Below are 11,635 nucleotides of genomic sequence, written 5' to 3' on the forward strand. Positions count from 1 at the left end.
TCGCATGAAGAAGATCGCTGGAGCCATCGCGTCGATCGCGGCCTTGTCACTGGCCGCTCCCGCCGCGGCGCAGGATATCCCGGTCCTGGTCGAAGAGGCCGCCGCCGCAGGGTGGGCCTATGGCGACAACGGCAACATCACCACGCCGCAAACCGATTCCGAAGAGGCGGACTGCGGGTCGACATGGCTGATGCTGGACAAGGCCTATTCGGAAGGCAGCTTCGATGCGGATCTGGTGGCGGCTATGCCCGCCCAGATGAACCCGTCGGCGGCGAAAAAGGAACTGAGCGCCTGGGCCAAGCGGCTAGAAAAGCGGCTGGGCGATCCGATGGCGGCGTTTCAGGCGGGCGTGGCGGACAAGCGCTACTATGGGATGCAATTGGGCAAGGCCGCGGCGGGCGATCCGCAAGCGATGTTCATTCTTGCGTGGAATACGCGCGGCTGTCTGATCGCGACGGCTGAGTAACGGGTGCGGGACGGCCTCTGCGGGTCCGCCCCGCCTCAGCGACAGAAGCTGCCTTCGCCCAGTTCGACGTGGAAGTGATCCTCGTGCGCGGCGTTGTATTCGGGGCCTAGGACGGTGCCGAACCGCTTGCAGGCGCTGGCCTGAACCACGCGTAAAAAGCGGCGCTCCGCCTCGGTCCCGCCATTCCAATCGTCCTTCACCGTGATCTGGCGACCATCGGCCAGTACAAAGCCGGAAACGTCCAGCGCATTGGCATTCGAATGGGCCGAACGGCGCGACGATCCGGCGACGTTGCGGCATGAATAGGATCCGAACGTCTCGACCTTCGCCAGCCCGCTGCCCAGCATCTGCTTTGCCGCGCGGTCGACGCCATAGCGCGCCCACGCCGCCACCGTCTGCGACAGGGGGCAGGCGATGCGGTTGGCGTTCGTGACAGCAATTCGGCTGGCATCGCCGGTCAGGTGGTAGAGCGCGACCGCATTTGTGCTGGAACAGCCGCCACCGGTCAGCAGGTCGTCCAATGGCACGAAATCGGCACCCTGTTCGGCCAGTTCGCGGCGGCAGATTTGCGCGGCTTGCGTAGTGACCGCCGGGCGGTTCGTTGCCCCCGGCGAAGTGGTCGGCCTGTCCGAAGCGCAGCCCGCCAGCAGCAACGCGGCCAGACCTGCCGCAACGGTGCCGCGACGGGCCGGATGGAGGAACGTGAAACGCTGCGATCGGTTCGACATACATGCGATTCTATGAGCCCAAAGCGCCCCGGCCAAGTCGGACGGCGCGATATCCAGCGCAAATTTCGCAGACTTTACCGCACGTTGCTGCATTGCACCCAATTGGTCGATTGACAGCACGCGCACCATCTCTAGAGCGGCCGACGGGCCACGCGGTCCCAACGCCGCGCGTGCTCTCTGTAAGGAGAGTCTTAAATGACTGATACAAAGCCGACGCTGCCGGAGCGTCCCTATTTCTCGTCCGGTCCCTGCGCCAAGCCCCCGGTTTGGACTCCCGAAAAGCTCGACACCGCTTCGCTTGGGCGCTCGCACCGTTCCAAGATCGGCAAGGCACGTCTGCAGTACTGCATCGACCTGATGCGCGAACTGCTGGAGCTGCCCGAGACGCACCGCATCGGCATCGTGCCGGGCTCGGACACCGGCGCTTTCGAAATGGCGATGTGGACGATGCTGGGCGCGCGCCCGGTTACGACGCTGGCGTGGGAAAGCTTCGGTTCTGGCTGGGTGACTGATGCGGTCAAACAGCTCAAACTCGATCCGACCGTGATGGAAGCGCCTTATGGTGAAATTCCCGACCTCTCGCAGGTCGAATGGTCGAACGACGTTCTCTTTACCTGGAACGGCACCACCTCGGGCGCTCGCGTGCCGAACGCCGACTGGATCGCCGCCGACCGTGAAGGCCTGTCCTTTGCCGACGCCACCAGCGCGGTCTTCGCGCAGAAGATCGACTGGACCAAGATCGACGTTGCCACCTTCTCTTGGCAGAAGGTTCTGGGCGGTGAAGGCGCGCACGGTGTGCTGATTCTTGGCCCGCGCGCCGTCGAACGCCTCGAAAGCTATACGCCTGCGTGGCCGCTGCCGAAAGTCTTCCGCCTGACCAAGAGCGGCAAGCTGGTCGAAGGCGTGTTCAAGGGCGAAACGATCAACACCCCGTCGATGCTGGCGGTCGAGGACGCGATCCTCGCGCTGGAATGGGGTAAGAGCCTTGGCGGCGCAGACGCGATGCGCGCCCGTGCCGACGCCAACGCCGCCGCGTTGAACAAGATCGTGGAAGAGCGTGAATGGCTTGGCCATCTCGTCACCGATGCTTCGATCCGTTCGAACACCTCGGTCTGCCTGACCGTCGAAGGCGCGGACGCGGACTTCATCAAGAAGTTTGCCAAGCTGCTGGAAGACGAAGGCGCTGCCTATGACATTGCGGGTTATCGCGATGCCCCGGCTGGCCTGCGCATCTGGTGCGGCGCGACCGTGAACACGGCGGATATCGAGGCGCTCGGCCCGTGGCTTGACTGGGCTTATGCCCAGCTTTCGGCCTGATCCCTTTCCCGCTCGCCCAGAGCGTGTCGAAGGGCGCGCACTTACCGCAGCGGGCTTCGACAGGCTCAGCCCGAACGGTGCTTAATTCTCCGAGGTTATCATGACCAAACCCAAAGTCCTCATTTCCGACAAGATGGACCCCAATGCCGCCCGTATCTTCGAAGAAAACGGCTGCGACGTCGATGTTATCACCGGCGAGACGCCCGAACAGCTGATCGCCCGTATCGGCGAATATGACGGCCTCGCGATCCGGTCGTCGACCAAGGTCACCAAGGAAGTCCTCGACGCGGCAACCAACCTGAAGGTCATCGGCCGCGCCGGGATCGGCGTGGATAACGTCGACATCCCCTACGCCTCGTCCAAGGGCGTGGTGGTGATGAACACGCCTTTCGGCAACTCGATCACGACGGCCGAGCACGCCATCGCGATGATGTTCGCGCTGGCCCGCCAGATTCCTGACGCAAACACCCAGACGCAGCAGGGCCTGTGGCCAAAAAACGGCTTTATGGGCGTTGAAGTTACCGGCAAGACGCTGGGCCTGATCGGCGCGGGTAACATTGGCTCGATCGTCGCCAGCCGCGCGCTGGGCCTGAAGATGAAGGTCGTTGCTTTCGACCCGTTCCTGTCGGCCGAACGCGCCGTGGAAATGGGCGTCGAAAAGGTTGAGTTGGACGGCCTTTTGTCACGCGCCGATTTCATCACGCTACACACGCCGCTGACGGCAGAGACCAAGAACATCCTGTCGAAGGAAAATCTTGCCAAAACCAAGAAGGGCGTACGCATCGTCAACTGCGCGCGCGGCGGCTTGATCGACGAGGCGGCGCTGCGCGAACTGTTGGATAGCGGCCATGTCGCGGGCGCGGCGCTTGACGTGTTCGAGAAGGAACCGGCCAAGGACAACGTCCTGTTCGGCGCGCCGAACTTCATCTGCACCCCGCACCTTGGTGCTTCGACGACCGAGGCGCAGGTCAACGTCGCGTTGCAGGTGGCCGAACAGCTGTCGGATTACCTCGTCAACGGCGGCGTCACCAACGCGCTCAACATGCCGTCGCTGTCGGCTGAGGAAGCGCCGAAGCTGAAGCCGTACATGGCGCTGGCCGAAAAGCTGGGCAGCCTTGTCGGCCAGCTGGCGCACGGCAACCTGACCCGCATCGGGATCGAGGTCGAAGGTCACGCCGCCACGCTCAACATCAAGCCGATTACCGGTGCGGTCCTGTCGGGCCTGATGCGCCGCTATTCGGACACGGTGAACATGGTCAACGCGCCGTTCCTTGCCAAGGAACGCGGCATGGAAGTGCGTGAGATCCGCAACGAGCGGGACGGCGCGTACAACACTCTGATCCGCATCAAGGTCGATACCGAGCAGGGCGAGAAGTCTGTTGCCGGCACCCTGTTCGGCAAGAGCCAGCCGCGCCTTGTCGACATCTTCGGCATCGGGATCGAGGCCGATCTCGACGGGCACATGCTCTACATCGTGAACGAGGATGCGCCGGGCTTCATTGGTCGCGTCGGGTCGATCCTTGGCGAAGCGGGCATCAACATCGGCACGTTCCACCTTGGTCGCCGTACCGCCGGTGGCGAGGCGGTGCTGCTGCTCTCGGTCGATCAGGCGATTCCAGAGGCAGTGCTGAAGACGCTGTGCGATGCGAAGGGTGTGAAGACGGTCAAGGCGCTTTCGTTCTGATCTGGGTCTGACCCCTACAAGAAACCCAAGCGGGGAGGGGCAAGCTTGCCTCTCCCCGTTTTGCATTCTAGGCGGGCCGCGATGTTTGAAGACGCCGATCCAGACCTGCTGCCCGAAGGGCTGTCAGACCGCATGCCGCCGCTGGCGGCCGAAGCCATGCGTGTGACCCGCGCGATGACCGATGCTCTGGCGGGGCATGGCTATGACCCCGTCCAGCCGCCGATGGTGGAGTTCGAACGCTCGCTGGCCAGCCGCATGGCGGGTACGCAGCGCAAGCGCATGGCCCGCTTCGTCGATCCGGCCAGCCTGCGCACGCTGGCCATGCGCTGCGACATGACAGTGCAGGTCGGGCGCATCGCCGCAACCACCCTGAAGGACGCGCCGCGCCCGCTGCGCCTGTCCTACGCCGGGCAAGTCCTGTTGCTGAAGGGTGAAGGTCTGGAGCCGGAGCGGGAGCGCCTGCAGGTTGGTGCCGAAGTGATCGGGAGCGATACCGTCGCCGCCGCCAGCGAAAGTGTCGCCGTTGCCATCGCCGCCTTGCGCGCTGCTGGCGCGGGCGAGATTTCGGTCGATTTCACGCTGCCCGATCTGGTCGATACGTTGGCGGCCAGCGCCATGCCATTGGCACCCGACGCTATTCCGGCGGTGCGCCGTGAACTGGATGCGAAGGATGCGGGCGGGCTGAGCGCAGTGGGCGGCGATGCCTACTTGCCATTGCTCTACGCCACCGGGCCGTTTGAGACTGCCATCGAGAAGTTTGCCGCCATCGACGCGGGCGGCGCGCTGAAAAGCCGCATCGACGCCTTGCGCCAGATTGCGGCCAGTGTTGGCGACAGCGCGCGGGTCACGCTCGACCCGACAGAACGGCACGGTTTCGAATACCAGTCGTGGTTCGGCTTCACGATCTATGCAAAGGGCGTGCGCGGCGCGTTGGGCCGTGGCGGCACTTATCGCATTACGAGCGAAGCCGGCCACGATGAGGTTGCGACCGGCTTTTCGCTTTATCCCGATCCGCTGATCGCGCTGGGTGCGGGCAGCGGCAAATCAGATCGTCTGTTCCTGCCGCTGGGCCACGATCGCGATGCGGCGGCCCGCCTGCGCACTATCGGGTGGCAGACGCTGGCCGCGCTTGGCGAAGGCGATGATCCGCGCGCGCTGGGCTGCACCCACGTCTTGAACGGGGCAGAGCCGAGCGCGCTGGCCTGATCAGGCCGCGGTTTCTTCGTTGCCCAGTTTGACGGGGTCGGGCCCGATACGCCCGTCCTTGCGGTCCAGCGCGTCGATCCGGCCCATCTGGTCGCGGTTCAGGAAGACCTGAAGCGCCGAAGCATTCTCACGCATACGATCGGGTGAGCTGGTCTTGGGGATCGGCGCGGTGCCGCTCTGCAGGTGCCAACGCAGAATCACGGCGGCGGGCGTCGTTTCCATTTCTTCGGCAATGCTCTTGATCACCGGATCGTCGAGCAAAGCGCCCCGACCCAGCGGGCTCCATGCCTGAGTGATTATGTTGTGCTTGCGGTGATAATCCCGCGCCTCGCGCTGCTGAAAATAAGGGTGCAGCTCGATCTGGTTGACCGTGGGCGTCACGCCGGTTTCCTCGATCAGGCGATCGATATGTTCGGGCAGGAAGTTCGACACGCCGATCGACTTGACCCGGCCATCTTCGCGCAGTTCGATCAGAGCCTTCCACGTGTCGACGTAAAGGTCGCGCGACGCGCAAGGCCAGTGGATCAGCAGCAAGTCGACCTCGTCCCGGCCAAGCCGGCGCAGTGATTCGCGGAACGCGGTTTTCGCCTCGGCATGGCCCTGACTGTCGTTCCAGACTTTCGTCGTCAGGAAAATATCGTGCCGATTGGCCAGCGCTTTGCCGACGCCCTCTTCGTTCTCGTAAATTGCGGCGGTATCGATCAGGCGATATCCGGCGTTGAGGGCTTCGCTGACCGATTTTTCCGCTTCGTCGTCAGACACCTTAAGGGTGCCGTAACCGAATTGCGGCATCTCTCGGCCATCGTTGAGAATTGCGGTCGGGAACGTGGGCTGGGCTGGCTGGGGCATCTAAACTCCGTGTTGATTGGGCAGGGGGCGGCAGGCAGCGTGCCGCCAGTCTCACCCATCAAGCTGGCCCGTGATCGTCCGATTTCAACCGAAAATTCGAATTTTCTCGCAGATCACCCGGCAGAGGTGAAGGTTTCGGCCAGCCATTCGTCGACCGGCACGGTGGCCGGGGAATCGCTGCGCCCCAGCATCGCGTTGAGCAGGTTGTGCCCCTCCATCCCCCGCCCCGGAAAGCCCGAAACCCGCGCATCGGTCCCTGCCTCGGTCAGGGCATCGCCCAGAGCGTGGGCCTGCGCCTTGGCATCGGCGCGTTCGACGTGGAGCATGAAGAAACGGCGCGCGTTCTCTCCGTCAGCGTGCATCGCCGGTGATAGGGCGTCTTGCCGCGCATAACCGCTGCCGAACGCAAGCTGATAGGCGATGCCAAGGAACGGCCCGGCATCGCGGATCTGCAAGGGCACGTCATAGGCCGGGCCGTCGAGCAGAATCGCCCCCGCGATGTCGGATGGACGCAAGTCATGCGCCGCAAGATAGCGAGGATCGGTCGCGATCAGCGCCGACAGGTGCGCGCCTGCGCTGTGGCCCATCAGCACGATCTGGTGCGGATCGATGCCCAGCTTCTTGGAATCGGCGACCAGTTGGGCGACGGCAGCGGCAACGTCCTCCGCCTGCCGCTCGATCTCCGCCTCTGGCAGCAGACGATAGTTCACGCTGGCCAGCGCATAGCCCGCCTCTGTGTAGTGCCGGATTTTGGCTGCCCCCGTCGAATCGGACTTGTCGCCGCCCGCCCATGCCCCGCCATGCACGAAAACGATCAATGGGCTGCGCGCTGCGGATTCGTCAGCGGGTCGATAGAAATCGATCTCCTGCAGGGCATGGCTGCCATAGGACACGGCCTCTGCCACTGGCGCGGCAGGCGCTGCGATCGCCGCGGGCGGGGCAACCATGGCGGCCAGCGGCAGGGCCAGCGCAAAGGTTAGGGCGGAAAGGGTGGTGCGACCGATCATGGCACTGCATTTATACGGCCAAATCTTTACCAGCGCCGAACAAGCCTGAGCTTTCGGCCCGTCTGTGCTTGACTTGCCCCGCCCCCCATGTCTAACGCCCGCCCCGCATTCCGGGGGTGCTTTCGAAAGCCCCCTTTCGTCCATCCCGCGCGCCGAGTCCTGTCGAAGGGCGCGTTCGTGGATCCACCTGGCAGGTGAGGACTCGCATCCATGGCAAATGTCACCGTAATCGGCGCCCAGTGGGGCGACGAGGGTAAAGGCAAGATCGTCGACTGGCTGGCCAGCCGGGCCGACGCCGTCGTCCGCTTTCAGGGCGGCCACAACGCTGGCCACACGCTCGTCGTGGGCGAGAATGTCTACAAGCTCTCGCTGCTGCCGTCGGGTATCGTCACCGGCACTCTGTCGCTGATCGGCAACGGCGTCGTGCTCGACCCGTGGGCGCTGAAGGCAGAGATCGAGAAGCTGGAAGGCCAGGGGGTTACGATCAATGCCGAGAACTTCGCGATTGCAGACAATTGCCCGCTGATCCTGCCGCTCCACCGCGACCTCGATGGTCTGCGCGAACAGGCCGCCGGTTCGGGTAAGATCGGCACGACCGGTCGCGGCATCGGACCGGCCTATGAAGACAAGGTCGGTCGCCGCGCGATCCGCGTTTGCGACCTTGCGCACCTCGACGATCTAGGTCCGCAGATCGACCGGCTTTGCGCCCACCACGATGCGCTTCGCGCCGGGTTCGGACAGGAAGCCGTCGATCGCGATGCGCTGATTGCCGAGTTGAAGGAAATCGCGCCCTTCGTGCTGCAATATGCGCAGCCAGTGTGGCGGCGGTTGAAGAAGGTGCGCAAGGCGGGTGCGCGTATGCTGTTCGAAGGCGCGCAGGGCGTGCTACTCGATGTCGATCACGGCACCTATCCCTTCGTCACCAGCTCGAACACCGTGTCGGGCACGGCGGCCAGTGGATCGGGCCTTGGGCCCGGCAGCACCGGCTTTGTGCTGGGCATCGTCAAGGCTTATACGACCCGCGTCGGCAGCGGCCCGTTCCCGACCGAACTGTCGGATGAAGTCGGCCAGCGGCTGGGCGAGCGTGGCCACGAATTCGGCACCGTCACCGGCCGCCAGCGGCGCTGCGGCTGGTTCGATGCGGTTCTGGTGCGACAGTCCTGCGCGATCAGCGGTGTGACCGGCATCGCGTTCACCAAACTGGACGTGCTGGACGGGTTCGAGACGGTGAAGATCTGCACCGGCTATCGCCTGAACGGCAAGATCCTCGATTATCTGCCCGCCCATGCCGCCGATCAGGCGAAGGTGGAGCCGATTTACGAGGAAATGGATGGTTGGCAGGAAACGACCGCCGGGGCGCGCTCGTGGGCCGATCTTCCGGCGCAGGCGATCAAGTACATCCAACGCGTGCAGGAACTGATCGAGACGCCCGTGGCGCTCGTATCGACCAGCCCGGAGCGCGAAGATACCATCCTCGTCCGCGACCCGTTCCTCGACTGAGCCGGCAGGCCTGACCGGAACAAAACCGGAATAGGCTTGACTTGTTTCCTGTTTGTTCGCAACCTGTTCTCGTTATCGGAACAGGGAGGACGATTCGATGGCGCAAGGGGTTCGGGCTTTCAGGTACGACGATGCGGAACCGGTGCGACACGCGTCGGGCGCGGCGGCGAGCATCTCGGTCTTTGCGGATCGCGCGGCTTTGCGCAGCCAGCTTGGCGACAGTGCGGGTGAAGCCGGACTGATCCTGCGGCAGTCGGAATCGCTGTCGCGCCTTGTCGACGGCGATGCGCTGGTGCTCGGCGATGTCGTGCTTATCGATGCGCCGGTTGCGGGTGCCGAGCTTCTGGCAGCGTTCGCCCGGCTCGACATGCGCGCGGCGCGCAGTGGGTGCCAGCTAATCGTGTCGACCACTTGCGATAGCCTCGATGCGATATTCGGCTGTTTCGACCAGTCGGACGCGCAAATTCTCGTTGCGCCTTCGGGGGCGGAATGGGCCTTGGCCTTGGGCAGCGCGTTGGCGCGAGTGCCCCATGCGGCTGTGAACGAATTGAGCGGGGAAGATCGCATCGCCCTTGTGCGCCTGACCGAGCAGGTCCAGATGCTGGCCCGCAAGATGGAAGGGCTGTCGCAAGACGATCTCCTGCCGGGAGAGCGCGAGAGCGACCGGCTGCGCTCGCCGGGCCTGGATTACGTGGCACCGCAGTCCTCTGCGCCTGCGCCGGTCGCAAAAGCGGGCAAGTTGCCATCGCCGGTATTGGTGCGGGAAATCATCCGTCAGCGTCAGCTGCGCGCGCGGTTCTTCGAAGAGGAACTGTTCGCCGATCCGGCTTGGGACATCCTGCTCGACCTAACGGCGGCCAAGGGCGAGGGGACCGACGTCTGCGTCTCCAGCCTTTGCATCGCCGCCTGCGTCCCGCCGACTACAGCGCTGCGCTGGATCAGCCAGATGACCGAAGCGGGCCTGCTCAACCGCGTCCGCGACCCGGCCGACCGCCGCCGCGCTTTCATCGAACTCAGCGATGGCGCGGCCAAGTCGATGGCAGACTACTTTCACCGCCTCGACAACGGCGCAGCGGTCGTCTGAGAAATCCGGCGAAGTGCAAAACCAAGTGCTTGCAACCGGCGGATCGTGCGGCTAGTCCGCGCGCTCTGCCGTCAGGCATGCGGAGCGGTGGCCGAGTGGTCGAAGGCGCACGCCTGGAAAGTGTGTATACGGTAACCCCGTATCGTGGGTTCGAATCCCACCCGCTCCGCCATGAACCCCTTGAAATATAAGGATTAATTCAGGACGACTGTGCCATCAGTGTCACCTTTAGCGGTGGCTTCCATGAAAGTCACGTTTGTAGGACTTATGGGATTCGATCTTTGAAGAATGTCGAGTCCGCCAACCAAGTCGTCGGTTCGCAGGTGAACATAACGCTCGGCGGTGATCTTCGGATCGCTGTGTCCCGCCCATTTTTGCAGACGGAGCAGTTCCATACCGCCCTGCGCGAGGCGCGTAAGGCAGGTATGCCGGAGCGTGTGTAGCGTGACGTCGTCAATGTTGAGCCCCACCTCCTTCAGGTCCTCCCGCAGGTTCTTGAACATATACCATGCGGTCGCGGAGGTGAGTGGGAAGTACGTCACCTCCTTCGTCTTCCGGCTAAAGCCGAGGTCTTCCGAGAGGGCCTCCAAGGCCTCCTGCGCGGCGGTCGTTAGGGGAACCGAGCGAGGCTTATCGCTCTTCGTCCTGTAGCGGGCGAAGGTGACGAGCGTTACTGGCTCCCCATCAGGACCCATCACGGTCGATAGGGATTGCGGGCCGGTTTCCAGCGCCTCGCCAAGACGGGCCCCGGTATCCAGCAGGAAGCGCAGCAGGGACGCATAGCGCCTCCACTGGCGGTTGGGTTCGGCCTGTCGGCGGGCCTCCACTGCGTTGAACAGTGCGGCCTCCTCGACGCGGCTCAGGACGCGGTCCTTCTGGTTGTCCACGCGGATCGAAGGCATCGGTGGCTTTGCAGTCAGCAGCGGGCGGCCTTCATCGTCAGTCCACTTAGCGGCCATCGTCAGGACCTTGGAGACCGCGTCCAGCTTCCTCTTCACGGTCGCCGGGGCGTAACCCATGTCCTTCAATTCCTGCGCCAGCTTCTCAAGGCGTGTGTAGGTCATATCGGTTACGTCCTCGTCGCCTATCAAGCCTCCGAGGATTTTGATGTTGGACCGGATCGTGCCTTGGCTCTTTGCGGTGCGCCAGACGGTCGCCTGAGCGCGCTCAAAGAGTTCATTCATGGTTGCCTTACCAACACGTTTCCGTGACTGTTCGGGTTGGCTTAGGGTTTCCGGGTCTGCGGCGAGGACCTCGCGGCGCTTGGCAATGGCGGCGTTACGGTCGCGGGTTTCCAACGAGACGCGGCCCAGACCGCGCCCTCGCAGGTCAACGTAGTAGATGCCCGAGGGCTTCTTCTTTAGTGGCGGCAGGGCCATAGTGCTTCTCCTAGATTATGCTCGGCCAGCGGCGAGGAGGGCCGCGCTTGCGACTTTCCGCCCCTGTGGCGTGAGCTTCAAATACTTCCGACGTTCATCGTCGGGATCAGGCTCGCGGGTGAGCCAGTTTACGGCGCTGGGCGATCCCTTCTTAGGCTCAAGCAGGACCTTGTAGGTCGTCTTGAGGCTCTGGGTCAGGACCCCCTCACCGCGCTCCATGATTTCCCCCATCGTCAGGGGCACGCCCCGCGCGTCGGCGGCGGCTGCAATCAGGAAAAACGCGGCCTGATTAATGGTGAGTCGGTCGTTCCCCGCTTCGGCTAGGTAGAGCAGGAAGGCCGACAAGTTCGCTAACTCTCCTACGGATTTGAATAGCGCGTCGGTCTTCTTTTTGCTCTGCATAATGTTCTCCGGC

The 11,635-nt window shown here is 63.8% G+C and carries 11 protein-coding genes and 1 tRNA gene; 7 read left to right on the forward strand and 5 right to left on the reverse strand.

What is annotated here, in order from left to right; translation table 11 throughout:
* Positions 1–4 precede the first annotated feature (4 nt).
* Positions 5–466: a hypothetical protein gene (locus AB433_RS04125; RefSeq protein WP_047820045.1), complete on the forward strand. Its 462-nt coding sequence runs from the start codon at positions 5–7 to the stop codon at positions 464–466.
* Between the two features lie 35 nt (positions 467–501).
* Here the strand turns inward: AB433_RS04125 and AB433_RS04130 are convergent, their stop codons facing one another.
* Complete coding sequence (locus AB433_RS04130; protein WP_047823271.1) at positions 502–1,194, reverse strand: extensin-like domain-containing protein; 693 nt, start codon at positions 1,192–1,194, stop codon at positions 502–504.
* 195 nt (positions 1,195–1,389) lie between these two features.
* Here AB433_RS04130 and AB433_RS04135 point away from each other — a divergent pair, with 195 nt between their 5' ends.
* The 3 genes from AB433_RS04135 to AB433_RS04145 all read left to right on the forward strand — a co-directional run bounded on the left by AB433_RS04135 (position 1,390) and on the right by AB433_RS04145 (position 5,401).
* Positions 1,390–2,511, forward strand: a complete 1,122-nt coding sequence (locus tag AB433_RS04135; protein ID WP_047820046.1) for a phosphoserine transaminase — start codon at positions 1,390–1,392, stop codon at positions 2,509–2,511.
* A gap of 100 nt (positions 2,512–2,611) precedes the next feature.
* Positions 2,612–4,195 carry a phosphoglycerate dehydrogenase gene (gene serA / locus AB433_RS04140; RefSeq protein ID WP_047820047.1) on the forward strand — a complete coding sequence of 528 codons (1,584 nt, stop codon included), beginning with the start codon at positions 2,612–2,614 and terminating at the stop codon, positions 4,193–4,195.
* An 81-nt stretch (positions 4,196–4,276) separates the two neighbouring features.
* Positions 4,277–5,401 carry an ATP phosphoribosyltransferase regulatory subunit gene (locus tag AB433_RS04145; protein WP_047820048.1) on the forward strand — a complete coding sequence of 375 codons (1,125 nt, stop codon included), beginning with the start codon at positions 4,277–4,279 and terminating at the stop codon, positions 5,399–5,401.
* Here the strand turns inward: AB433_RS04145 and AB433_RS04150 are convergent, their stop codons facing one another.
* Together AB433_RS04150 and AB433_RS04155 are read right to left on the reverse strand one after the other, a co-directional pair.
* Entirely contained in the window at positions 5,402–6,250 is an 849-nt protein-coding gene (locus tag AB433_RS04150) for an aldo/keto reductase (RefSeq protein ID WP_047820049.1), read from the reverse strand. It abuts the gene before it with no gap.
* A 113-nt stretch (positions 6,251–6,363) separates the two neighbouring features.
* A complete protein-coding gene (locus tag AB433_RS04155; RefSeq protein ID WP_245626577.1) occupies positions 6,364–7,257 on the reverse strand; it encodes an alpha/beta hydrolase in 894 nt (297 codons plus the stop codon).
* Positions 7,258–7,467: 210 nt separating this feature from the next.
* On the opposite strand from AB433_RS04155, the gene AB433_RS04160 reads away from it, so the two are divergent.
* The 3 genes from AB433_RS04160 (at position 7,468) to AB433_RS04170 (ending at position 10,013) form a co-directional block, all read left to right on the forward strand.
* Positions 7,468–8,757 carry an adenylosuccinate synthase gene (locus AB433_RS04160; protein WP_047820050.1) on the forward strand — a complete coding sequence of 430 codons (1,290 nt, stop codon included), beginning with the start codon at positions 7,468–7,470 and terminating at the stop codon, positions 8,755–8,757.
* A 97-nt stretch (positions 8,758–8,854) separates the two neighbouring features.
* Positions 8,855–9,841, forward strand: coding sequence for a helix-turn-helix domain-containing protein (locus AB433_RS04165; protein WP_047820051.1), 987 nt, complete (start codon positions 8,855–8,857; stop codon positions 9,839–9,841).
* Between the two features lie 81 nt (positions 9,842–9,922).
* Positions 9,923–10,013: transfer RNA gene (locus tag AB433_RS04170), tRNA-Ser, on the forward strand.
* Positions 10,014–10,035: 22 nt separating this feature from the next.
* Here the strand turns inward: AB433_RS04170 and AB433_RS04175 are convergent.
* Complete coding sequence (locus AB433_RS04175) at positions 10,036–11,220, reverse strand: tyrosine-type recombinase/integrase (RefSeq protein ID WP_047820052.1); 1,185 nt, start codon at positions 11,218–11,220, stop codon at positions 10,036–10,038.
* A gap of 15 nt (positions 11,221–11,235) precedes the next feature.
* Positions 11,236–11,622, reverse strand: a complete 387-nt coding sequence (locus tag AB433_RS04180; protein WP_047820053.1) for a helix-turn-helix domain-containing protein — start codon at positions 11,620–11,622, stop codon at positions 11,236–11,238.
* Positions 11,623–11,635: the final 13 nt, after the last annotated feature.

This window comes from Croceicoccus naphthovorans, from assembly GCF_001028705.1.
GTDB lineage: Bacteria > Pseudomonadota > Alphaproteobacteria > Sphingomonadales > Sphingomonadaceae > Croceicoccus > Croceicoccus naphthovorans.

What these genes read in the sequence shown, in the direction of transcription:
- AB433_RS04125 (WP_047820045.1), top strand. Translation starts at nt 5, where the DNA reads ATGAAGAAGATCGCTGGAGCCATCGCGTCGATCGCGGCCTTGTCACTG.
- AB433_RS04130 (WP_047823271.1), bottom strand. Translation starts at nt 1,194, where the DNA reads ATGTCGAACCGATCGCAGCGTTTCACGTTCCTCCATCCGGCCCGTCGC.
- AB433_RS04135 (WP_047820046.1), top strand. Translation starts at nt 1,390, where the DNA reads ATGACTGATACAAAGCCGACGCTGCCGGAGCGTCCCTATTTCTCGTCC.
- serA (WP_047820047.1), top strand. Translation starts at nt 2,612, where the DNA reads ATGACCAAACCCAAAGTCCTCATTTCCGACAAGATGGACCCCAATGCC.
- AB433_RS04145 (WP_047820048.1), top strand. Translation starts at nt 4,277, where the DNA reads ATGTTTGAAGACGCCGATCCAGACCTGCTGCCCGAAGGGCTGTCAGAC.
- AB433_RS04150 (WP_047820049.1), bottom strand. Translation starts at nt 6,250, where the DNA reads ATGCCCCAGCCAGCCCAGCCCACGTTCCCGACCGCAATTCTCAACGAT.
- AB433_RS04155 (WP_245626577.1), bottom strand. Translation starts at nt 7,257, where the DNA reads ATGATCGGTCGCACCACCCTTTCCGCCCTAACCTTTGCGCTGGCCCTG.
- AB433_RS04160 (WP_047820050.1), top strand. Translation starts at nt 7,468, where the DNA reads ATGGCAAATGTCACCGTAATCGGCGCCCAGTGGGGCGACGAGGGTAAA.
- AB433_RS04165 (WP_047820051.1), top strand. Translation starts at nt 8,855, where the DNA reads ATGGCGCAAGGGGTTCGGGCTTTCAGGTACGACGATGCGGAACCGGTG.
- AB433_RS04175 (WP_047820052.1), bottom strand. Translation starts at nt 11,220, where the DNA reads ATGGCCCTGCCGCCACTAAAGAAGAAGCCCTCGGGCATCTACTACGTT.
- AB433_RS04180 (WP_047820053.1), bottom strand. Translation starts at nt 11,622, where the DNA reads ATGCAGAGCAAAAAGAAGACCGACGCGCTATTCAAATCCGTAGGAGAG.